Genomic DNA, 22,687 nt, shown 5'->3' on the forward strand with positions numbered 1-22,687 from the left:
CCGGACGAGGGGTTCATGGGCCGGCCCGCGGCCTGGGCGGCCGCGAGTTCGGGCGAAGATGGGCTCCCTTCACGAGAATTCGAAGGCTATTCGGCCGCAGTCAGCGATGATGTACGCGGAGAGCGGGATATCCCTGGCGACAGCGGCGAGATTCTCGGTGATTCCCGGATGACCTCGGCAGTGGATGCGTACTACCGGGTATTTGTGCGGACAGGACCAGAGGTGAAGGGGCTGCTTTGAATCTTCAGGATTACGCACGGTTGTTGCGCACTCGCTGGGTGACCATATGCCTCACCACAGTGGCGATCGTCGCGGCGGCCGTGGCCCTGACGCTGTTGACCACGCCGCTCTACCAGGCCTCGACAAGGCTTTTCGTCTCCACCACGACGGGCGGTGCAACGGCCACCGATCTGTATCAGGGCAACCGCCTCTCGCAGGACCGCGTGTTGTCCTACACCCAACTCTTGATGGGCGAAACGTTGGCGCAACGCACCATCGACAAACTGGATCTGGACATGACGGCCGGTCAGCTGCGCGAACACGTCAAGGCAACCGCGAAGGCCGACACCGTCCTGATCGACGTCGCGGTCGTGGACGAATCGCCGGTGCGGGCCAGGGATATCGCCAATGCGCTGTCGGATGAATTCGTGGTCATGGTCCGTGAATTGGAAACCCCGGAAGACGGTGCCAGGCCGTACGCCCGAGTGGTCGTCGAGCAGCGGGCTGCCATACCCAGCACACCGGTTTCACCCAAGGTCCTCCGCAACATCTTGGCCGGCCTCGGTCTGGGCTTGATCCTGGGTGTCGGTTTCGCACTGCTGCGGGATCTCCTCGACAACACGGTCAAAGACCGGCAGACGATCGAAGACATCACGGGCGTGGGCGTCGTGGGCATGATCCCGCTGGACAAGGAACGCAAGAAGGAACCGGCGATCTCTTTCGGCAATGACAGTTCGGCGATCGCGGAGGCCTTGCGAAAACTCCGGACGAACCTGCAGTTCCTGTCCGTCGACAATCCGCCGCGGGTGATCCTGGTGACCAGTTCGCTGCCGGGAGAAGGAAAGTCGACGACGGCGATCAATCTGGCGCTGGCGCTGGCCGAGGCCGATCACAACGTCGTCATCGTCGACGGAGACATGCGCCGCCCGATGATCGCGAAGTATCTGGGTCTGGTCGGTTCGGTGGGCTTCAGTACCGTGTTGAGCAATCAGGTGACCCTGTCAGAAGCCTTGCAAGAGAGCCGCTTTGCCGGCCTGACCGTCCTCACCTCCGGTGCGATCCCGCCGAATCCGAGCGAACTACTGGCCTCACAGGCGGCAAAGAAGGTGCTGACGGACCTGCGCAACCAGTTCGATTACGTCATCGTGGACTCGTCGCCGCTGTTGGCCGTCACGGACGCCGCCATCCTGGCGGCGAGCTCCGACGGGGTGCTCGTCATGGCGCGCGCGGGGCAGACCAAACGCGAGCAGCTCGCCCACGCAGTCGGCGCGCTCACCGACGTCGGCGCATCGATCCTGGGTGCGGTCCTCACCATGGTGCCCGCACGGGGGTCCGCGGCCTACGGCTACAAGTACACCTACAGCACGTACGGCAGCGCGCAACCGTCGCAGCCGTCCAGCCAGGATGCGTCGACGGCGCCGCGCCCGACCGGCGAGCTGAAGCCGGCGCACTCCGAGTGAGGTCTGCGCGGTGCTGCTGCGCGCCGCCGACGGTGATGGAGATGTTCGATTGTCTGTGACTGTGACAGCCCGCGCAGCATCGCGCCTGACCCCGCGAATCGTCGCGTACCAGGTCAAGCGACTCGCCAGGAACAGGGCCGTGCCGAAGATTGCTGAGAGTTACGACCACGCGGTGCGCCGGACCGCGGAGCGACTCCCGGAACCGGCGCACTGTGCCCAGCTGCCCGTCGAGCTGGCAAGTTTCATCGGTGCGTTCTACCGGCACACCGACGACGCGATGATGGATGCGCGCCGTGGCCGGTTCACCATTCTCGGTCGGACGGTCGACTTCGGTTCGATCGATGAAATCGATTGGTCGCACCGGCTTCCCGACGAGGAGGACCACCATCTCTGGCGGATGAAACTGGCCCATCTCGAAGTCGTGCATTCGCTCCTGGCCAGCGGCGAAGCACCGCACCACGATACGGCGGTCACCTTGCTGGACACCTTCGCCGCATCCCGCAACTTCCTGTCGTCGCAGGCTTTCGTCACCGGATGGGCACCCTACGGCGCCTCCCACCGGCTACTGGCGGTGTTGAGCGGGCTCGGCCTCGCCGCGCGCCACGGTGAGGTCACACCCGATGTCCGGGCACGCGTGCAGGCGTTCGCGCGGCTGGATGCCGGATTCCTGTGGCGCAACATCGAGCACGACCTGCGCAACAATCACACCGAGCGCAACTTGGCGGCGTTGTGTCTGTACCACCTTGCGGCCGCGTCGGTTTCGCCGGACCGGGCAGCGCGGCTCGACCGCGAGGTCGACAGGATCATCCGGTCGACGGTGCTGCCCGACGGTATGCAGATCGAGCGGTCTGCGATGTATCAGGGCCTCACGGTGATGTCGCTGCGCATCTTCGCCGCCTGCTCCTTCCTGTCGGCGTCCACGCGTGCGCTGGCTCGGGCGCGAGCCGACGCCGCTACGTCGGCATGGTTGTTCCTGACCCACGATGACGGCGAAATCGCATTGTTCAACGACGCGTGGCTCGACGAGGTGCCACCGCCGGGCTCGGTCGTGGACGAACGCACCGTCGAGGTGCCACCGGCGTTGCCGGACGCCGGTTACTTCCGTATCGCCGCAGGCGACGTCGCGGCGATCTTCGATGCGGGTGAGATCGGGCCGCGCTGGAATCCCGGCCATGGCCACGCCGATTTCCTCGCCATCGAGGCCGATGTATCCGGCCACCGTCTGCTCGTCGACCCAGGGACATCGCAGTATTCCACGGGGCCGCAACGGACCTATGAGCGATCGGCGGCGAGTCACAACGGGCCGCGCTACCTCGGCGTGGAGCCGGTCGAGTACTCCGGATGTTTCAAGGTGGGGCGGCTGACCGGGGCCGTTCCGCTGCCGCAGGACGCCTTGGACGCGTTGCCCACTCCCGCCGTCGGCGGACGGATCAGCACGCCCGCCGGCGACTGCACCCGCGTGGTGTGTGCACTGCCCGCCGGAGGCCTGCTCGTCGTCGATCGTTGGAGCGCCGCGGAATGCCCTGGGGTGACAAGCGTTCTCATCCCGGCTGCGTGGGAGGTGGACTGTGACGCCGAGCGCGGCAGCGTGTTCGCCCGCTTGCCCGGCGTCGACACGTCGCTCCAGGTTTTCGCGGGTGAACTCGGTCGCCGTGCGGCAGCGACCTGGAGTCGGCGTTATCTGCAGGCCGAGCAGGCGCATTCGATCGAACTCGTGCCGGCACCCGCCGTCGATGGTGGAAGCCAACTCGTGTGGGGAATCGGTGTCACAGATCCGGCCGACGCTCACCGAATCCGAGCCGAGGTCGACGCACTCCTGGCGTCGTGAGGTCGGCCCGATGTCAGTGAGCCGCAGACGCTTTCTCGGACAGGCAACGGCAGGCATGGCCGCGGTGAGCGCGGGTGCGGTGCTGCGGTCTGTGACGGGCGACGATTCGGTGGCCAATGCGACGCCGGCGTCGGGTCAGGCCCTGGTGGGTCGGCTGGACCAGGCGATCAATCTACGAGCCCGGCAGTGCGCGGCGGGATCGGTCTGCCCGAGCCCTCGGCTGTTGCGCAACGGCCGGTATGCACTCCCGTCGGGTGTGCTCGACGATCCGGCATACGCGTCCGTCACCGATCTGCTTTCCGGGTGGAGCATGGCCCACATCGGCGACGATGACTACGAAGCCGCGGCCGACGAGGTCGGCGATGCGTCGGACTTCATCCTGGCCGTCGACGGCAAGCTCATGCGTCAGGCCGGCCGGCCGTCGGCGTTGACCATGCCGGAACCGGGTCTATTCAGATTCGAGGTGCGTCGCGACGATTTCGCCGGCTCGTACGATGCCGACAGCGGGAGCCGGCGCAGCGAGGTCGTCGCGCGCCAGCAGGACGGTGTCGGGGAGGCGACGGTATGGTCGTCGTTCTGTCTCGTGCTGGGCAGCACTCCCGGACTGGCGCAGGCGGGCCGGGGCATCGTCCATCAGTGGCACAGTGTGGATGACGGGGGATCGGGCCGGACGCCGGTGCTTTTCGTGGATGTGGCGAATTCCCAACTGACGATCCGTACCTGTTCGTCGGCGCACCTGTACGGCGACGACGCGGTCGGTTCGCAGAACCCGCAGAGTGGGGTTCAGGTGCCGCACTTCGTCACTCGCGTCCCAGAAGCCGGCGAGCACACCTACCTCACGCTACGGGCCACCTTCGGCGCGCAGGGACACCTCGATGTGTGGCTCAACGGTGACCAGGTCGTCGATGCCGATACCCCGATCGGCTACTACGAGGACTTGGCCGACGGGTCCGGACGAACCGTGCTCGGGTATCCGCACTGGGGTCTGTACACCACCAATCGGCCCGACACGGAAGTCGTGTACATCGCCAATCCCGAATGGGGACACCAGAGTCTGGCAGAGCGGATCAGCGATCCGCTTCCGGTGCCCGCAGTGTCATGACCCCCGGTCGTGCCGGCGGATCAGTGCACGGCCGGCGGCGACATCAACAGTTGCGCGATGACGGGCGCGATCTTCTGTGCCATGTACTCGTGCCCGGCGTCGGTGGGATGCACGCCGTCCGCACCGATCAGGTCCGGCCGGTCGGCGAACCACCGATCCGCGATGGGGTCGACGAAAGTGGCACCCAGTTCTTCCGACCGCGTGCGCAGGATGTCGCGCGTGCGCAGGATATAGGCCGGAGGGGGACTGTTCCTCACCCAGGGCGGCCCGATCACCAGCAGATGGGCTGCCGGAGCGGCGACTTCGGCGTCGCGCAGGGTGTCGCACGTCGCGTGCGCCATCTGGCCGGGAGTGCCGTGCGAATCGTTGATGGAACCGAAAACCACCACCACATGGTCGCCCGGTGACAACGTGGTGGGAATCTTGTCGGCGAACACTTCACCGGTGCGTCGTCCATGGGCGACATAGCCGGAGCCGCCTTCGGCCCCCACCTTCATCACGACGTCAAGTCCCATGCCCTGGAGCTGTGCTCCCGCGACAGACGTCCATCGCTTGTCGCCGTTACCGCCTTGCGGGCTACCACCGGTGTACGAGTCGCCGATGACGGCAACCCTGTCTCGAGTGGCCGTGGGTGCGGCGGGCAGCCTGGGAGCGATGCACGTGTACGGGTCGGCGGCCGCGGCGGAGTCGACACCCTTCGGTGAACTGCACGCACACAAGGCCGCAAGCAGCGCTGCCGCCACCGCGATACGGCGGATCATGAAAGCCTCCCCTCACCAAGCACATTCGTCGACGTCGAGCCGTAGGCCACCGTCATACCGGGTGTCCACCGAACCGTCTGCGCAGACCGCTCAGCCGTTTCGTCGTCAAACGGTACGCCCCGTCGGATATCAGCACGGTGGCAACCAGGGCGATCGGGATCGCCAACGCCCGGTTCGGGAGCACGGCGACCAACACCGCCAGTATAGGGAGGTGCCACAGGTACATCTCATAGCTGATCTTGCCCAGGTGCGCTATGGGCTTACGCTCCAGCAGCCTTCGGAGCCAGCGGTAGTTGGGCGCGAATATCACGCCCACGAAGAAGATCCCGATTGCCAGGCTCTGGAAACTGTACTTCCAGGCGATCTCGTACGCCTGGGACCAGTGCACCATGGACGCGAGCATCAGAAGTCCACCGCCGAACACCAGCAGATGCCCGACGAAGCGCCTGCTCGGAATTCGCAACCAGCCGGCGTCCAGAAGCAGGGTGAGCAGCACTCCGAATCCGATGGAATCGAGCCGGGTGAACGTGAAGTGGTAGTTGAACTGGTCGGCCAAAGCCACCGGCGCCACTTCGTAGTACCACACCCGAATGATCAGCGGCACGACGACGGCGACCGACATCATGATCACCCGCGACCTCGGTGTGCGGAACAACAGCAGGGCCGCGGGCAGCAGCAGATAGAAATGCTCCTCGACCGCGAGGCTCCACAGCGGTTCGATCGCCGGATATCCTTCCCGCCATCCCCACGCCATCGCGCCGTACTTCGTGATGTTTCCCAGGTAGGTGAACGACATCGCGATCTGGGCGGGTGAGAAGTCCTCGGGATAGAAGTAATACAGCGCGGGCACGGCGATCACGCCCATCAGCAGCAACGGTGGAAGCAACCTGATGAACCGCCTGATGTAGAACGATTTGATGGCGATCGGGCGCTGGAACCGGTGCTCCTCGGCCAGCAGCAGGCGAGTGATCAGGAAGCCGCTGATGAAGAAGAAGATCGAGACACCGAAACCGCCGGGCAGGATCATGACGAGCTCGTAGTGGCGCACGATGACGATCAGGACGGCCAGCAGCCGTAAGCCGTCCAATCCGTGTACGTATCCGTACCGCGCCTCCGGCGTGTTGTCCAGTTGGGTGGGTTTGTCTTCGGTGACGGTCATCGGAGCCTCTCGGCAGGCACAGTCGGGGCAGGAGATGTCGCCACGTCGTCGACGTTCACGCCGCCCGACGTCCCGACGGACCGGAAATGCGGACTCATCATGATGCCGACCAGCACCCAGAACGGTGGCCATCCCGCCGGAAAGCTGTTCAGCCAGGTGACCGCGAGGATGACCACGGCGATCGTTCTGAAGGGAATCTGTGACCGCATCGCGAACAGGAAGATGATGAACGCGTATGCCACGCCGATGATCCCGAACTCGAGCATGATGACGGCGAACTGCGAAACCGGTGACTGACTCAAGGTGGCCGGCACCGAGTCACCGTAGTAGGCGTTGAGTCCGAGCATCGACCCCACCGAATGTCTGGCATAGACATCCGGTGCTTCGTTGACGAAGGCACCGGCACCGTACCCCCGCAAGCCCGTGTCGAGCATGCCGAGGACACCGACGACATTGTGGGCAATGCGATAGGAGACGGTGGTGTCCAGCAACTCCGCCGGTGAGCGGATCGCCGTGCTCAGTAGGTCGATCCCGCGGATACCGCTGGAGGACAACGTGTCCAGGGCGAGGATGGCGGGCACGGCGACCACTACCGCGATGGCGGACTTACCTATCACGCCCAGTTGGCCGGACGGCCGCGTAGCCAGGTAGACGACGCCGATGAGGGCCAGGCCGATGTAACCGGTGCCGGACTGTGACAGCAGGGCACCGGCGATGGCGAAGGCCAACGGCCACTTCTCGGCGCGCGCACCCTCTTCCTGCAGCCGGCGCCGCGCGATCATGCACAGCACCACCATGAAGGCCATGGTGAAACCGAAATCGGTGGCCTCCGGAGCGAGGCTCGAGGTGCCGCGCGCCCCGGAGTTCACCACCGTGGGTACCAGCGGCGTGACCAACTCGAAGTAGATGGTGGGGGCGAGGTAGCGCAGCATGGCGAACAGCAACCAGAGCGGAAGCGTGAGTTTCAACGCCCGCCACAGCGTGGCCGGTGTCAGGTACTGGCACGCGAGAAAGATGCCGGCACTGAGCAGAAAGGACGCCGACCGGCGCAGGTAGATCTGGAGGTCGAAGCCGTCCCCGCCGTAGACGTAGAACATGAACCATGCAGCGAAGAGCACCAGCGTGAACTGGAGTGCGGTGATGCGGATGCCGGTGGTCAGCAGACGGCCGCCGACCCAGAGCCAGGCCAGTAGCGCGGCCCACGGCTGTACCTGCGACGGTACCGACAGCGGCCCCAGGTTGAGATAGGGCAGAAACGAAGCCGCCGCGACGACGGTCAACGGAACACTGGATTGAAGCGCCGCCACGCCCGGCGGGGATGCGGTACGGGGCCGGGGCCGCGTCAGGTGAGCCACGTGGGGACCTCCAGTCAGATTTCGTCTCGGGAGCCGGCACGGACGGTCCGGGATCCCGGCAGGATCGGGTGTATCCAGATGCCCCAATACCGATGCAACACAACAATCATCGCGCCGAACACGGCCAAGGTGTACAGGACCTGAACCCAGGCCATCGCCATGACGCCCCAATGTGCGACACCGAGCAGAGCCACCGTTGCGAGCGGAACGGCCACGCAGAAGATGGCCAGGACGCGGTTCTCGTGCCCGGTCATCTTGAGCACTTCGTCGATGGGGCCCGCGTAGGCCTCGATGGCGACGGCTACCAACAGGACCGTCAGCAAAGGTGCCGCGGGTGCGAGGTCCGCGCCGAAAGCCGCTGAGATCAGCCAATGCCCGGCCACGCTGCTCACCACCACCGCGGCGAGCGTGATCACCAGCGTGACCGTCGCCAGCCGGCCACAGATCAGCTTGATGGCCTGCCGGTCCTGCGCCTCGAAAGCTCGCACGATGGTGGGACGGATCGCGAACCGGACCGCGGCGGTGATGGCGCCCACCGCCACCGCCAGTCTCCCCGCCGTACCGAGGTATCCGGCCTGAACGGGTGAAAGCGCCAGCCCCGCTATGAAGGTCGGCAGCCAGATTCCTGCTGCGTACAGCCCGCGCGCCGCCGACAGGCGCAGTCCGACCCGCACCAGGTGTCGCGTGACGCCGATGCTCGGCGGGCCGGGCCGGACGCGGCGGACCACGAGCAGCAAGGCGAATGCCGCCACGATCAACGAGGCCACCGACGTTGCCAGTGCCACGCCGGAGAAGGTGGGTTGGTGGGCGAGCACCACATACGGGACGGCACTCACGGCGAGGCTGAGATTCACGGCGGGGTAGAAGAAAAATGCTCCGAGCCCCTTGGCCCCGACCCCGAGAAGGAGCTGCGCCCCGTTGAACATCAGACCGTTGGCCACGAAGAAGGCCAGGATGAACGCCACCTGGATCCAGGTCGATGTATCGAGGGGGAGGAGCGACAGGAGCAGACCGCCCGTCAGAGCGACGACGGCGGCGTTGGCGAGAGCGAACGTCAATGTCGTGCCCAGCAGGGCGCGCACCTGGTCCGGCTCACCCCGCGCCTCGAGTTTGGGAGCGTCGCGCACAAAGGTCTCCGACACCCCCAAGCCGAGCAGGAAGTACGTCGGCAGCACGGCGCTGAGCACCAGGAGGTAGCGACCGTAGTCTTCGGGATCGAGGCGGCGTGCCAGGATCATCAGGATCACGAACTGCAGCGCGATACCGCCGTAACGCAGCGCCACCGTGAGTGCCATCAGAAGCTCAATGCCGGCCGGCTGGGATGCCGTGCCCAGCGTCGATATCGTCGAGGTCGCCGTCGAGTGCGGCGTAGAAGGCCTGTTCCAGGTCCAGGAAGTGCTTCTCCCATGTCCAGTTGGCGAGGACGTGTTCCCGTGCCCGTGCGCCGAGGCGGGTGGCCGCGTCGGCGTCCCGTAGGAGTTCGATGACCTCCCGGGCGAATGTCGCCGGGTCGTCGGCGATCACCACCGTGCCGTCGGGCGCCATGATTCCCTCGTTGGCGACCGAGGATGCGACGACGGCCTTGCTGCACGCCATGTACTCGATGAGCTTGTTCTGCATTCCACCGGCGGCGATCATCGGGTTGACGCACACCTGAGCGGACCGGATGATCACCCCGACGTCGGGCACCGTCCCGGTGACCCAGATGTTGTCGCGCCCATCGAGTTCCAGAATGGCTGGTGCCGGGTCGCGGCCCTGGACCACGAAAGTGGCATCGGGCACCTGTGCTCGGATGGTGGGCCAGACTCGCTCGACGAACCACAGCACCGCACCGATGTTGGGCGGATAGAGCATCGACCCGGAGAACACGATGCGCCCGGGTACCACGTCGTCCGCCTCGGCGGCCTGGAACTTGTCGGTGTCGGTCCCATGGGCACCGTAGATCCAATTGTCGATTTCGGGTTGATCGTGTGCTGCGCATTGTTCGATCACCGCAGCCACGTCGGCGGGCCCGATGAGCACCACCTTGGTGAAGTTCTGCCAGACTCTGGCTTCGAAACGACCCATCAACACGGTTTCGATGCGGTAGACGATGCGCTTGAGCCTGCTGCGCTCGTCGCGGGCCATCCGTTTGGTGTTGAGCGTCTGGGAAAGTTGCAGAGCGAGAAACGATGCCGTGCTCTGACTCGATTTGATGCTCTGCGGCACGGCGGGCGCTGTGCGCGGGTAGTAGCAGTACACGATGTCGTAATCACCGGAGCCGACCGCCCGGGCCAGGTCTCTTTTCAGGGCGGGATTGCGGAAGATGCTCACCTGCAACGGGAGAAGAGCGAACATGCCGACGACAAGACCGATGATCTTCGCGCGCCAGGACTGCGTGTAGATGTTCACCTTGCGGCAGGTTCGGTGCAGCCAGTCGGTCTGTGCTTCGTCGAGTTCTCCGTCGACCGCCAGCGTGTAGAGGTCGACCGTGTGGCCGCGTTGCGCGAGGAAGCTGATCAGATGGGCAACGGTGGTCTGGTCTCCGCGCATCATGGGAAACGGCATCCTGCTGTACACCAGGGCAATTCGCAGGCGCCGCGAGGAGGTCGGGCAGTCCATCCTGCGCGGCAGGTGCGGGTCCGGCAATGTGCTCTCCTTCGGAACCGAGATTGTCCGCGGAATCACCGCAGCCGATTGATGTCGACGACGCGTGCCGCGGTCAAGGCGTACTTGCCTGCGGTGCTGCGGGTGTCCACCACCAGGTCCCACTCGGTGTTCTCGATCATCTCCTGGTCGACGAGCAACTGACGGATGAAGGGTGAATTCGACAGCACACCGAGGTTCTGGCCCATCAGGTTGTGCGGCTGGACGTGCGGGTCGAAGATGGAGAGCTGGTAGCCCGCGGTGATCAGCATCCTGGCGATATCGATGTTCGGGCTCTCCCGCAGATCGTCGCTGTCGTTCTTGAACGCGATACCCAGCAGCAGAACCCTCGCCCCGTGCTCCAGCTCTTCGGCGACGTACCGGTACAGAAACGACTTGTGGGCCTCGTTGGAGTCGATCAACGAGTCGATCAGGTGCGTGGACCCACCGGACATGCGCGATATGTGCTGCAGCGCCCGAACATCTTTGGGCAGGCAGGAGCCGCCGAAGGGGCCGCCGGGGCGCAGGTAATACGGCGAGATGTTCAGTTTGGTGTCCGAGACGAAGATTTTGTGGACCTCGGCGGCGCTGATGCCGAGCTGGGCGCACAGCCTGCCGATCTCGTTGGCGAACACGGTCTTCACGGCGTGGAACGTGTTGTCCACGAACTTGGTGATCTCGCTTTCGCGATACCTGACGTAGAACACCGGGGCGTCGATGCCTTCGTTGATCTTGTCGATGACCGGGCACCGCCCGCCGGTCCTGGTCCCGACGACGATTTTGGGCGGGGCGAAGAAGTCCTTGACCGCCGAAGATTCGCGTAAGAACTCCGGGTTGTACACCAGCTCGATGCGTGAGGCCTCGTCCTGCAACACTTCGTCGAAGATGGGTTGGATCAACTCTTCCATCGTTCCGGGGCGGATGGTGGACCGGTACACGACGGTCAGATTGCCATCAGGGTATGCCCGGACGACTTCGGCGATCTGACGTGAGACCTCCGCGATGAACGTCATGTTGTGTGAGCCGTCCGCCGCGCTCGGCGTCCCCACGCAGACGATCGCCATTTCGCATGAGGCGACCTCGGGCACCACGGTGGTGCTGGCGTGGATCAAGCCTTGTCGGCGAGCTTCGGCAATCAGTTCTCCGACACCGGGTTCGGTGATGGGCGAGCGCCCGGCCAGGACGGCCTCCACCTTGAGAGGGTTCGGGTCGATTCCGATGATCTCGTGGCCTTCGCTGGCAAGGCATGCAGCCGCGGTGATGCCGACATATCCCAGGCCCAGGATGGCAATCTTCACGGGTGGTCTCCTCTCGATAAGTGAGGCGCGCGTCCTCCGCGGTGCCGGTCTGACGCATGGGCGCGGATAGGTGAGTGGCACGACGTTGTTGACGCGACGGGGTTGTTGACGCGACGGGGTTTTTGACGGGACGGGGTTGTTGACGGGACGGGCATCGGATCCGACGAGAGCCGGTCGGTGCTGTGGGTTGTTCCGCGCTTCGTCGAGCGGATGAGGGCCGTATCGCAGATGTGGCATGCAGTGCGGTCTCAGCTCAGATGCGCGTCCCTCCCGAACCGATGCCGGACGGCCGGCGGTGCTTCGTCATGGCCGGACCGACCTCTCGCGGTAGAGCACGACCGCCCGGAAGGTCCGGATGATGATCTTGATATCGAGCCACAGGGACCAGTTCTCGATGTAGAAGTTGTCGTAACGGGCTCGGTCGGCAATGGACGTGTTGCCTTTCAGCCCACTGACTTGGGCGAGACCGGTGAGACCGACCTGCACCCGATGACGGTGGGCGTAGCGGTCTACTTCGGTTGAGAACTGCTTGACGAAATGTGGGCGTTCGGGCCGCGGCCCCACCACCGTCATGTCACCGCGCAGGATGTTCCACAGCTGCGGCAACTCGTCTATCGATGTGCAACGCAGGAACCGTCCGACCGGACCGACCCGGTTGTCGGCGGCGACGCTCCACTGCGTCTGGGATTCGGCTTCGTTCGCGGGCCGCATCGAGCGGAATTTCAATACCTCGAAAGTCTTGCCGTCGCGTCCAACTCGCACCTGCCGGAAGATCACGCCTGGGCCACCCTCGAGTCGAACTGCGACCGCCGCCGCGATGAGCACCGGAAGCAAGACCACCAAGGCGACCGATGACACCGCGATGTCGAAAAGCCGTTTGATCGCCCTGGTCAGACCGCGGAGGTTGGGGTTACGAATCCGCATGATCGGAATGGAGCCGATGTGGTCGGCGACGCCGGTCAGGGTGTAGAAGTGGTGCATCCGCGGAACGATCATCAGTTCGGCTGTCTCGCACTCCTTGGTACGCACCGCGTCCATCAACGCGCGTTCGTCGAAGCGGCCGTCGGCCAACAGCAGGGTGTCCGCACCGGCCGTCACGACGGCCATATCGAGATCGCCGAGGCGGCCGAGCCGAGGCAGGTACCGTTCGGCCGGGCAGTCTTCACAGTTGTCCACGAAGCCGTCGACCGTGAGCCCGTATTCCGGATGTTCGGTCAGGATCTTGGCCAGCTCCGCCGCGACGGGGCCTCCGCCGATGAGGATCGTGTGATGCTGGGTGAGCTTGTACCGGCGACCCACGGCAATGAGTCTCGTGGTGATCAGGCGGCCGACGACAACGAGTAGCACTGACTGGCAGGCGGTTTCGATGAAGGTCAGAACCGCCGCTTTCTGATGGGCGAACAGGATGGCCGCAGACAGAATCGCCACGGTCGCCAGCAGCCGGGTGAGGATGGTGGGAAGTTCGTCCAGCACGCTCAGATGCAGTCTTGCGGTGTACCGGCTTCCGCCGGAGAGAAAAACGGTGCCCACGATCGCCATCGCGACGACCGCATAGATCTGAGGCGGCCGCCAGGCCAATGGGATGACCATCATGGTGAAGTCGACAGCGGGCACGACCATGAAGGCCCGGATCCTGCCGATGATTCTGGTGGCACGCAAAGAGTGACGCACGCCTTGGTGGCGCTGCCGGGTCGGGCTGTCGCCCGGTGAGACCCGGTCGGATCCCCTGGGCCGCGCGACGGACACCTGGTCGTGGCGCAGGGAATGAGATGCGGATGTCGTCATTCCGTGCGCCACAGAACCGTGCCCGGTGGTGATGGTGGTGGTATCGGCCGCCCTGGTCATTGCCCAATCCTCTCGAATCCAGCAAACAATATTGACGGGATCGTAAATAAGCATAACTGGTGTGCGGCGGATCAACAACGCGAACGGAAACGATTGCGACCACCGTCGGTGCAAGCCCGGAACGTTGTTACCGATGGCGGTAGACCGCGATCGGGGGGCACTCTATTCATTTGCCGATCTCCGTGATGACGGCGGTGTCAACTTTGTGTTGCAACGGCGTGCGCGAATCAAGAAGCGCGGTCCGTTGAAAACGATACTAGTGCCAGACACCGCGCTTCGCCCAGTAACTTCACAATATTGACGCGCCATACGTGCAGGTAGATGTGCATTCATCCGTCGTTCACACCAAGAGTCCAGGTTGCGACCGCGCCGGCGGTGTCGCCAATCAAACGCCCGAAAGCTCCAACCAGACGCTTCAAGAATCGTCGCGATATCGCGGCCGTATTGCTTAACAAAATTTGCTGGAAGAGCCTTCGCGGTATGCCTTACGGGTAACGGGTGACGATGCATTGCTTGTCACCCGTTGGGTACTGAAACTGCACCGCGTGAACCTGGGTCAGTTCGACTCGTCGAATTACGGGCAAACCCGAAACTAGCGTTGTTCGGGTATTCCCACCGCGCCGCTGCCGCCACGATGAAAGTGGGGAAGGGGCGAAAGCGGCCGGCGTTGCTGCCGTAGCCGCGCCCTTCCGCGCCCGTCGTCGGTGAGCCCGGGCGTCGCCGGCCGGTCACCGATGGCGGCCGGCTTTGCTCATTCTGCGAGTGGGTGGATATTGCGCCGCCGGTGTCCCGGCGGTCGGTGACCGGTCACGGGCAGCAGGTGCTGCCACAACAGGGACGCCGCCATCTTTGCGGATGCAAATTCGATCGAGGTGTGGGTTGCGGCGCCCCGCGGTGCGAAACGTTGCGGTAACCAGCGCGAAATTCGCTGGTGTAGGGCCGATTTCGCCAGTTGAGCTTCCCATGCGGTCCGCCGGGGTGTGCTGGGACGGGGCGTCGGTGACACCTGGGAACTTGCCCATCGAGCACTGGGCATTTTCTCCGGGTCTGCTTCGGATGCCGGCCGGGGTGCCCGCCCCACGCGTCTGGGCCAACATCCCTGCAAAGGTCGATCCGCTCGTCGGCCGATGCGGCCGCGCCGACGGCCGGGTCCGGCTGTGTCCACGTCGCCGCGGCGGTGGCAACCATTGCCGGTCCAGGTTCGATGACGGACGATCTTTGCCGTCACCGGGCCCGGCCGGCGGCAGTGCCTTCAGGGTGGTGGCGCGCCCAGCCGCTAGGTCGGCCGCCCCGCGTATGCCACGATGGCCGCGTGAAAGGGATCATCTTGGCGGGAGGTTCGGGGACGCGTCTGCACCCGATCACGCTCGGTGTTTCCAAACAGTTGATGCCGGTGTACGACAAGCCGATGATCTACTACCCGCTGTCGACGCTCATGCTGGCGGGCATCCGGGACATCCTCGTGATCACCACACCGCGAGACGCCGCGAGCTTCGAGCGGCTGCTGGCCGACGGCTCTCGGTTCGGAGTCTCGATCAGTTACGCCCAGCAGCCGTCGCCGGACGGACTGGCCCAAGCCTTCACCATCGGAGCGCGTTTCATCGGTGGTGACAAGGTTGCCCTCGTCCTGGGCGACAATTTGTTGTACGGCCCCGGTCTGGGTACCCAACTGCAGGCGTTCAACGACGTCGACGGCGGGGCCATCTTCGCTTACCAAGTCGCCGATCCGGCAGCGTACGGGGTCATCGAGTTCGACGGTGCGGGGTTGGCGGTGTCGTTGGAGGAGAAGCCGAAGGTCCCCAAGAGCAACTTCGCGGTACCGGGGTTGTACTTCTATGACAACGACGTGGTCGCCATCGCCCAGCGCCTCAAGCCGAGCGCACGTGGCGAGTACGAGATCACCGATATAAACCGCGTCTATCTGGAACAGGGCAGGCTGCACGTGCGGGTGCTGCCCCGCGGTACGGCGTGGCTCGACACCGGGACCTTCGATCAGATGACCGATGCTGCCGAGTTCGTGCGGACCATGGAACGCCGGACCGGTCTGAAGATCGGGGTGCCGGAGGAGATCGGCTGGCGGCAAGGCTATCTCGATGACGACGAGTTGCGCGAACGTGCGGTGGCGCAGTCGAAGTCGGGGTATGGCGATTACCTGCTGAGCCTGCTGGACAGGAGACTCTAGATGGCCCGCCTGCTGGTCACCGGAGGAGCCGGCTTCATCGGATCCAATTTCGTGCACCACGTCGTCGACCACACCGATCACCACGTCACGGTGCTGGACAAGTTGACCTACGCGGGTAACCGGCAGTCACTTGCAGGATTGCCGGACGACCGGGTGGCATTCGTCCTCGGCGACATCGCGGATGCCGATCTCGTCGATGATCTGATGGGCGACGCCGATGCGGTCGTCCACTACGCCGCGGAGTCGCACAACGACAATTCGCTGGACGATCCGCGCCCATTCCTCCATACCAATCTAGTGGGCACGTTCACCCTGCTGGAGTCCGCGCGCAGGCACGGCACTCGCTTCCACCACATCTCGACCGATGAGGTGTACGGCGATCTGGAGATCGACGACCCGAGCCGGTTCACCGAAGTCACCCCGTACAACCCGTCGTCGCCGTACTCCTCGACCAAGGCAGGCAGCGATCTGCTGGTGCGGGCGTGGGTGCGGTCGTTCGGTGTTGCGGCGACGATCTCCAATTGCTCCAACAACTATGGCCCGTACCAGCACGTCGAGAAGTTCATTCCGCGCCAGATCACCAACGTGCTGCGCGGAACCAGACCCAAGCTCTACGGCGAGGGGCGCAATGTCAGGGACTGGATCCATGCCGACGACCATTCGGCGGCGGTGCTCACGATCCTGGAAAACGGACGCGTCGGCGAGACGTATCTGGTCGGCGCCGACGGCGAACGTGATAACAAGACCGTCGTCGAGATGATCCTCACCCTGATGGGGCAACCCGCCGACGCCTATGACCGGGTTACCGACAGGGCCGGTCATGACCTGCGGTACGCCATCGATTCCACCAAGCTGCGCGAGGAGCTGGGTTGGCGTCCGCGCTACGACGACTTCGAGAGCGGGCTGGCCGCGACCATCCAGTGGTACCGCGACAACGAAGCCTGGTGGGGTCCTGCAAAAGACGCCACCGAGGCGTTCTATGCGCGTTTGGGCCAGTGAGCGGAGGTAGTGGACAGGTGGTGGAGTACGAAAAGGCGTTGCGTGCCACCGAGACCCCGATCCCCGGCCTGACCCTCTGGGAGTTGCCCGTCCACGGGGACAACCGAGGCTGGTTCAAAGAGAACTGGCAGCGCCAGAAAATGGTTGCGGCCGGGCTGCCCGACTTCGGGCCGGTTCAGAACAACGTGTCGTTCAACGATGCCGTCGGGACCACCCGGGGTATCCATGCCGAGCCCTGGGACAAATATGTCTCGGTGGTCTCGGGGCGCGTGTTCGGTGCTTGGGTCGACCTTCGTACCGGTCCGACATTCGGGTCGGTGTTCACCGCTGAGCTGGACCCGTCCCGGGCAGTCTTCGTGCCGCGGGGAGTGGGTAATGCGTTCCAGACGTTGGAGCCCAATACCTCTTATACGTATCTGGTCAATGACCACTACTCGCCGGCCGCTGTGTACCCGTCGGTGAACCCCGCCGATGAGACGCTGGACATCCGATGGCCGGTCCCGCTCGACCGAGCGGTGCTGTCGGTGAAGGATCGCGCGCATCCGCGACTGAAGGACGTGGCTCCGATGCCGCCGCGGAAAATTCTTGTTCTCGGGGGAACCGGCCAAGTCGGAAGCGCCCTGCGCGAACTGTACGCCGACCGGTCCGGTGTCGAATTCGCCGGTCGGGCAACCATGGACCTCGCCGCGGGCACGGACGTGCACAGCGTGTTCCGTTGGCGCGACTATGACGTCGTCATCAATGCCGCCGCGTACACGGCGGTGGACCTGGCCGAGACGGCACAGGGGCGGACAGCGGCGTGGGCGACGAATGTCAGCGGTGTCGCCGCCCTGGCCCGTGTCTGCACCACCTATGGACTGACGTTGGTGCACATCTCCAGTGACTACGTATTCGACGGCGCGGCTGCAGATCCCTACCGAGAAGACGCCCCGGTCGCTCCGCTGGGTGTCTACGGGCAGACGAAGGCCGCAGCCGACCAGATCGTGACAACCGTTCCGCGGCACTACATTTTGCGCACGTCCTGGGTGGTGGGGAAGGGGCAGAATTTCGTGCGGACCATGCTCTCGCTCGCCGAGCGTGGGATCAATCCCGCCGTGGTGGACGACCAATACGGCAGATTGACGTTCGCGCCGGAGCTGGCCCGGGCCGTCCGGCACCTCACGGAAACCGGTGCGCCCTACGGCCTGTACAACGTGACAGGCTCAGGTGCCGTCGGGTCCCGGGCGGATATTGCACGCCGAGTGTTCGAGCTCGCCGGCCACGATCCAGACCGGGTGGTCGCGGTGAGCACCGACCGATACGTGGCCTCGATTGCGGGTCCTGTTGCGTTACGGCCGCGAAACAGCGTCTTGGATTTGAGCAAGATTCAAGCGGCAGGGTTCATGACTGTCGATGCTCAAGAGTCTCTTGTTGGCTACATTCAACGCGAGCTGTCGACGAACCCGTCGATATAGGCATAGACGCTCATTCCCCAAGCGGACCTCGAAAGAATCGGCATCGGCGGTGCAATGCGCCGCGAAAAATTTTCTCATCCGTCAATCTGAGCAAAATTGTGACCGCGCGCGGCTGCGTTGCTGGTCTGTTTCGAAACGGATCTTGCGCACAGAAACGACCCCCGACCTGCATGTTTTCGTGTTGACAGGTAGCGCACAGTCTGCAATTCTTCTGTTCAGATTCCCTGACGGAAGGCCAGGAAAAATGTCAGCTCTTGCGACCCGAGTTTCGCGTGCTACGACCAAGTTTCAGGTGATGACTGCGGCTTGCGCGGTGGCTGCTGCTGCCGCACTCACCCCCGCAGTGGCCGCGCAGGCAGACATTGCCGCTCCCGCGCCGCTCGCGCCCGTGACGCAGATTTTGGACAACACCATTGCGGGGCCGATGGATTTCTTGGCCCAGGACAATTGGCTGCAGAACAATCTGTGGTGGATCGGCACTTCCAACAAGAACCCACCGCAGCAGCTTCTGGTGACCTCATTCGTGCCGCTCTCCCTCATTCCCGGCTTTCTTCAAGGGGCCTGGAAGAGTGTGACCGCGGGTCTGGACTTCCAGGTGTGCTTCCTGGGTGCCAGCGCGAAGATCGGTCCCTACGGAACGCTGACGGTGTCGCTCGGCCGGGGCTGCTAGGACCTCGAGTCTCACCACACCAGCCGGGGCATCGGTCGTCCCCTTGACGCTGCCGTCCGGGTGACGCTCGGCGGCCTAGGACGGGAAAGCGTTTCGAGTGCGCAAACAATCCCGACGCACGTCGGGCGTCGATGGTGATCATGCGGAAGACGATCAGCCGTCCCGGTTCGGTGAACTGTGGCGCCGGCGCGAGACCCGGATCTCCATCCTGGTGCTCGTGGTGGTGATCGTGGGATTCTTGGGTTGGCTTGGCGCCGAGGCATATTCGGCGAAAGCTCAGCTGGAGCAGGCACGTACCAGCGCCCAGCAGGCCAAGGATGCGCTTGCCGACGGAGATGTCGAGGATGCACTTCGCCTCGCAGACGCCGCCCAGTCGCAAGCCCGGGCCGCGAGCGACGCCACCGGATCGGCACCTTGGACGGTCGCGGCCCATATCCCGTGGTTGGGCAGCCCATTCCGAACCGGACAGCAGATCTCCGGTGTTGTTCTCGGGTTGGCAAGCGACATCCTGCGTCCGTCCGCCCAACTGGGCGTTGCACTTTCGCCCAGCAGTCTGTACGACGGCAAACGTGTCGATGTCGAGCTGCTGCGGGCCAAGCAACCGGAGCTGAGCAAGATCGCCGCCGATGCACGTCGGTTGGAATCGGAAGCCCGGGCAATATCCGACCCGGCATACTTCTCCGTGCTGCGGGATGTGCGTTCACAGCTTCGTGCCCAAGCCACCAGCGTCGCGAATTTCCTTGATGCCACCGCCATTGCGGCCAAATTGGGCCCTGCCATGATGGGTGCGGACGGACCCAGGACCTACTTCATGGGATTCCAAACCAATGCCGAGGCGCGCGGCACCGGCGGAATACTCGGCGGTTTCGGGATACTCAAGTTCGACAACGGAGTGCCGACCGTCCAGGAGTTGGGGCCGAATACCGAACTGAAAGGGCCGTTCACGCCGATCGACCTCGGACCCGAGTTCGCGCAACAGTATGGCTACGCCAATCCGGGCACCGATTTCCGTAACAGCAACATGAGTCCCCATTTTCCGTATGCCGCCCAGATCTGGAAATCGATGTGGGCGCAACAATCCGGCATGAACGTCGACGGCGTGGTTGCCCTCGATCCCGTCGCGCTGAGCTACATCCTCGGGGCGATCGGTCCGGTGAGCATGCCGGATGGCGAGAAGGTGACCAAGGACAACGTGGTCGAGTTGACGGAGTCAATTGCGTACCAACGTTTTCCGAAAGATCAGACCGCGCGGAAAGAATTTCTCCAGGACATCGCCGACGCGGTCGTCAAGAGGATGACGACGTCCGTCGACAGGCCGCGTGACCTGCTCGACGCGTTGGGGCGGGCAGTCGGCGAACGCCGGATCTCGGTGTGGAGCGCGTCGCCGGAAGACCAGAAGTTGCTGGAGGGCACCCCTTTGGGGCACGCGGTTCCAGCGGATCCGGCTCCGTACGCGGAGGTGGTGATCAACAATCTCGGTGGTAACAAGATGGACTACTACCTCCGGCGAGAAATCGAGTATGTGGCCGACCGTTGTACGGAAAAAGAGCGGAATTCCACCGTCACCGTGAAACTCAAGAGCGCCGTGCCGGACACTCCGTTGCCCGACTACGTCGCCGGTTCGGATGGTCTCAACCCCAACGTCCCCATCAAACTCCCGACGGCGACGATGCTCAGCTCGATACGTCTCGTGGCGACGAAGGACGCGAAGTTGTTGAGTGTGTTCGTCAACGGTCAGCGGGTGCCCTTCTTCACCGAGCATGAGAATGGCCATCCGACGTTCGAGGTGCAGGTCGCCATCCCGCCTCGGACATCGGGGGAGTTGGTGTTTCGGTTGGCCGAGCCGACGGTGCCGGGCGCACCACGCGTGCCGATCCAGCCTCTGGTCGACAACGTCACCCCGGTGATCAACGTGCCGGCCTGCCCCGCCTGAGCCGCGAGCGACATTGCGTTCAGCCTGAGCCGGACCATGGCCACCCGGCCGTCCGGCGGGAACAATGGAGCCGTGCTTTCCGTCCACACGGCGCTGCCCGTCGTCGATCTCCGCGACGACCCCGCCGAACTGCGGGACCGGCTGCGCCGGGTGGCACACGAGGTCGGGTTCTTCTATCTGACCGGGCATGGTGTGCCGGACGACCTGATCGGACGCCTGCTCACCCAGGCCCGCGCCCTGTTCGCGCTGCCGCAGGCGGACAAGGACGCCGTCGCCATGGTCAACAGCCCGCATTTCCGCGGCTATACCCGCCTCGGTGGTGAGCTCACCGGCGGCCAGGTGGACTGGCGCGAGCAGATCGACATCGGACCGGAACGGGCGCCGCTGCCCGACCCGGTCGAACCGTATCTGCGACTGCAGGGACCCAACCAATGGCCGGCCGCCTTACCGGAGTTGCCTGCCGTCATCGCCGCATGGGATACCGCGTTGGCGCACGTGGGGCGGGCCCTGCTGCGGCACTGGGCCGTTGCCCTCGGCAGCCCGGCGGACGTGTTCGATCCGGCGTTCGCCGAGGCCCCGGCCACACTGATCAAGGTCATCCGCTATCCCGGCGGCGTCCCGTCCGGCCAGGGCGTCGGCGCGCACCGCGACGCCGGTGTGCTCACCCTGCTGCTCGCCGAACCGGGCAGCACCGGACTGCAGGTCCGCACCGACCACGGTTACGTCGACGTCGACCCGCTGCCCGGCGCGTTGATCGTCAACATCGGCGAGATGCTCGAGATCGCCAGCGGCGGCTACCTGCGCGCGACCGAGCACCGGGTACGGACCGGCGATGCCGAGCGCCTGTCGGTGGCGTATTTCTTCAACCCGCGACTGGATGCGCGGATGCCGGCACTACCGTTGCCCGACGAGTTGGCGATCCAAGCCCGCGGAGTCACCGACGACCCCGCCAACGATCGTATTTACCCTGTTTACGGGCGTAATGCGTGGAAGAGTCGGTTGCGTGCGCACCCTGATGTGGCCGCGGCGCACCGTTACGTGTGAAGATGGAAGTGTTATGACCAACACAGAGCTGAGCCCGGCCGCGCTGCGTGAGGCGTTCGGCCATTTCCCGTCCGGCGTCATCGCGATCGCCGCGGAGGTCGACGGCGTCCGGGTGGGTCTGGCCGCAAGCACCTTCGTGCCCGTATCGCTGGATCCGCCGCTGGTGGCGTTCTGTGTGCAGAACTCCTCCGAGACCTGGCCCAAGTTGAAGGACCTCCCGGCCCTGGGCATCAGCGTGCTGGGCGAGTCGCACGATCAGGCGGCGCGCACCCTGGCCGCCAAGACCGGCGACCGGTTCGAAGGCCTGGAGACGCACTCACACGAGAGCGGTGCGGTGTTCGTGCACGGCACCAGCGTCTGGCTGGAGAGCGCCATCGATCAGCTGGTCCCGGCCGGCGACCACACCATCGTCGTGCTGCAGGTCAAGGGCATCACGGTGCACGACGTGCCGCCGATCGTGTTCCACCGCAGCACGTTCCGCAAGCTCGGCGCCTGAGGTCAGGGCCGCCCGGCGAGCTCGTCGCGGTAGCGGGTTATCCGCTGTTCGATTTCGGCTGCATCACCGGGCCGGCCCTCCTTACGGGCCAGTGCGGCGCGGGCGGTCAGCTCTCGGATCGCGGTGCGAATATCGTTGACGCTGTTGGTTCCACGCAGTGTCATCGAGGTACCTTTCGTCGCAGATCGGACGGTTTTCGGTCCCCACCAACCGTACGCCGAGTCTGCGGGCTGGTGTTGTTCACCGAGAGTGCACTC

The 22,687-nt window shown here is 64.6% G+C and carries 18 protein-coding genes; 10 read left to right on the top strand and 8 right to left on the bottom strand.

Annotated elements, in window-relative coordinates; all coding sequences use genetic code 11:
* The first annotated feature begins 236 nt into the window (after positions 1-236).
* The 3 genes from BN977_RS30620 to BN977_RS30630 all read left to right on the top strand — a co-directional run bounded on the left by BN977_RS30620 (position 237) and on the right by BN977_RS30630 (position 4,609).
* Complete coding sequence (locus BN977_RS30620) at positions 237-1,679, top strand: tyrosine-protein kinase domain-containing protein (protein ID WP_036403855.1); 1,443 nt, start codon at positions 237-239, stop codon at positions 1,677-1,679.
* A gap of 139 nt (positions 1,680-1,818) precedes the next feature.
* A complete protein-coding gene (locus BN977_RS30625; RefSeq protein ID WP_036403858.1) occupies positions 1,819-3,507 on the top strand; it encodes a heparinase II/III family protein in 1,689 nt (562 codons plus the stop codon).
* A 55-nt stretch (positions 3,508-3,562) separates the two neighbouring features.
* Complete coding sequence (locus tag BN977_RS30630; protein ID WP_036403860.1) at positions 3,563-4,609, top strand: heparin lyase I family protein; 1,047 nt, start codon at positions 3,563-3,565, stop codon at positions 4,607-4,609.
* A gap of 20 nt (positions 4,610-4,629) precedes the next feature.
* Here the strand turns inward: BN977_RS30630 and BN977_RS30635 are convergent, their stop codons facing one another.
* The 7 genes from BN977_RS30635 to BN977_RS30665 all read right to left on the bottom strand — a co-directional run bounded on the left by BN977_RS30635 (position 4,630) and on the right by BN977_RS30665 (position 13,766).
* On the bottom strand, positions 4,630-5,370 hold the full coding sequence (locus BN977_RS30635; RefSeq protein WP_084172727.1) for an SGNH/GDSL hydrolase family protein: 741 nt from the start codon (positions 5,368-5,370) through the stop codon (positions 4,630-4,632).
* Between the two features lie 52 nt (positions 5,371-5,422).
* Positions 5,423-6,529: an acyltransferase family protein gene (locus BN977_RS30640; RefSeq protein WP_024450271.1), complete on the bottom strand. Its 1,107-nt coding sequence runs from the start codon at positions 6,527-6,529 to the stop codon at positions 5,423-5,425.
* The gene (locus BN977_RS33010) at positions 6,526-7,809 is read right to left on the bottom strand and encodes a hypothetical protein (protein WP_165576388.1); all 1,284 of its coding nucleotides are present in this window, start codon (positions 7,807-7,809) and stop codon (positions 6,526-6,528) included. Before BN977_RS33010 ends, BN977_RS30640 begins: the two co-directional genes overlap by 4 nt.
* Positions 7,810-7,898: 89 nt before the next feature.
* Positions 7,899-9,179 (bottom strand): lipopolysaccharide biosynthesis protein, encoded by a 1,281-nt coding sequence (locus tag BN977_RS30650; RefSeq protein WP_036403862.1) that lies wholly within the window; start codon positions 9,177-9,179, stop codon positions 7,899-7,901.
* A gap of 7 nt (positions 9,180-9,186) precedes the next feature.
* Positions 9,187-10,512 carry a glycosyltransferase family 4 protein gene (locus BN977_RS30655; RefSeq protein WP_131590241.1) on the bottom strand — a complete coding sequence of 442 codons (1,326 nt, stop codon included), beginning with the start codon at positions 10,510-10,512 and terminating at the stop codon, positions 9,187-9,189.
* A gap of 35 nt (positions 10,513-10,547) precedes the next feature.
* Entirely contained in the window at positions 10,548-11,807 is a 1,260-nt protein-coding gene (locus BN977_RS30660; RefSeq protein WP_024450267.1) for a nucleotide sugar dehydrogenase, read from the bottom strand.
* Between the two features lie 303 nt (positions 11,808-12,110).
* On the bottom strand, positions 12,111-13,766 hold the full coding sequence (locus tag BN977_RS30665; RefSeq protein WP_234709695.1) for a sugar transferase: 1,656 nt from the start codon (positions 13,764-13,766) through the stop codon (positions 12,111-12,113).
* A 1,198-nt stretch (positions 13,767-14,964) separates the two neighbouring features.
* On the opposite strand from BN977_RS30665, the gene rfbA reads away from it, so the two are divergent.
* The 7 genes from rfbA to BN977_RS30700 all read left to right on the top strand — a co-directional run bounded on the left by rfbA (position 14,965) and on the right by BN977_RS30700 (position 22,430).
* Entirely contained in the window at positions 14,965-15,834 is an 870-nt protein-coding gene (gene rfbA / locus BN977_RS30670) for a glucose-1-phosphate thymidylyltransferase RfbA (protein WP_024450265.1), read from the top strand.
* Positions 15,835-16,833, top strand: coding sequence for a dTDP-glucose 4,6-dehydratase (gene rfbB, locus BN977_RS30675; RefSeq protein ID WP_024450264.1), 999 nt, complete (start codon positions 15,835-15,837; stop codon positions 16,831-16,833).
* A 17-nt stretch (positions 16,834-16,850) separates the two neighbouring features.
* Positions 16,851-18,287 (top strand): sugar nucleotide-binding protein, encoded by a 1,437-nt coding sequence (locus BN977_RS30680; RefSeq protein WP_036403864.1) that lies wholly within the window; start codon positions 16,851-16,853, stop codon positions 18,285-18,287.
* Between the two features lie 313 nt (positions 18,288-18,600).
* Entirely contained in the window at positions 18,601-18,957 is a 357-nt protein-coding gene (locus BN977_RS30685; RefSeq protein ID WP_024450262.1) for a hypothetical protein, read from the top strand.
* A 97-nt stretch (positions 18,958-19,054) separates the two neighbouring features.
* Positions 19,055-20,890: a DUF4012 domain-containing protein gene (locus BN977_RS30690; protein WP_407661217.1), complete on the top strand. Its 1,836-nt coding sequence runs from the start codon at positions 19,055-19,057 to the stop codon at positions 20,888-20,890.
* 36 nt (positions 20,891-20,926) lie between these two features.
* Positions 20,927-21,934, top strand: coding sequence for an isopenicillin N synthase family dioxygenase (locus BN977_RS30695; protein WP_051562066.1), 1,008 nt, complete (start codon positions 20,927-20,929; stop codon positions 21,932-21,934).
* Between the two features lie 13 nt (positions 21,935-21,947).
* Positions 21,948-22,430, top strand: coding sequence for a flavin reductase family protein (locus BN977_RS30700; protein WP_024450259.1), 483 nt, complete (start codon positions 21,948-21,950; stop codon positions 22,428-22,430).
* Between the two features lie 2 nt (positions 22,431-22,432).
* Here BN977_RS30700 and BN977_RS33015 read toward each other — a convergent pair whose 3' ends face one another.
* Entirely contained in the window at positions 22,433-22,594 is a 162-nt protein-coding gene (locus BN977_RS33015) for a hypothetical protein (protein ID WP_165576389.1), read from the bottom strand.
* Positions 22,595-22,687 lie beyond the last annotated feature (93 nt).

The organism is Mycolicibacterium cosmeticum (assembly GCF_000613185.1).
In the GTDB taxonomy this organism is placed as follows: domain Bacteria; phylum Actinomycetota; class Actinomycetes; order Mycobacteriales; family Mycobacteriaceae; genus Mycobacterium; species Mycobacterium cosmeticum.

Excerpts from the sequence above, each read along its gene's own strand:
- BN977_RS30640 (WP_024450271.1), bottom strand. The coding sequence starts at position 6,529 with ATGACCGTCACCGAAGACAAACCCACCCAACTGGACAACACGCCGGAG.
- BN977_RS30650 (WP_036403862.1), bottom strand. The coding sequence starts at position 9,179 with ATGGCACTCACGGTGGCGCTGCGTTACGGCGGTATCGCGCTGCAGTTC.
- BN977_RS30630 (WP_036403860.1), top strand. The coding sequence starts at position 3,563 with ATGGCCGCGGTGAGCGCGGGTGCGGTGCTGCGGTCTGTGACGGGCGAC.
- BN977_RS30700 (WP_024450259.1), top strand. The coding sequence starts at position 21,948 with ATGACCAACACAGAGCTGAGCCCGGCCGCGCTGCGTGAGGCGTTCGGC.
- BN977_RS30635 (WP_084172727.1), bottom strand. The coding sequence starts at position 5,370 with ATGATCCGCCGTATCGCGGTGGCGGCAGCGCTGCTTGCGGCCTTGTGT.
- rfbB (WP_024450264.1), top strand. The coding sequence starts at position 15,835 with ATGGCCCGCCTGCTGGTCACCGGAGGAGCCGGCTTCATCGGATCCAAT.
- BN977_RS30695 (WP_051562066.1), top strand. The coding sequence starts at position 20,927 with ATGGCCACCCGGCCGTCCGGCGGGAACAATGGAGCCGTGCTTTCCGTC.
- BN977_RS33015 (WP_165576389.1), bottom strand. The coding sequence starts at position 22,594 with ATGACACTGCGTGGAACCAACAGCGTCAACGATATTCGCACCGCGATC.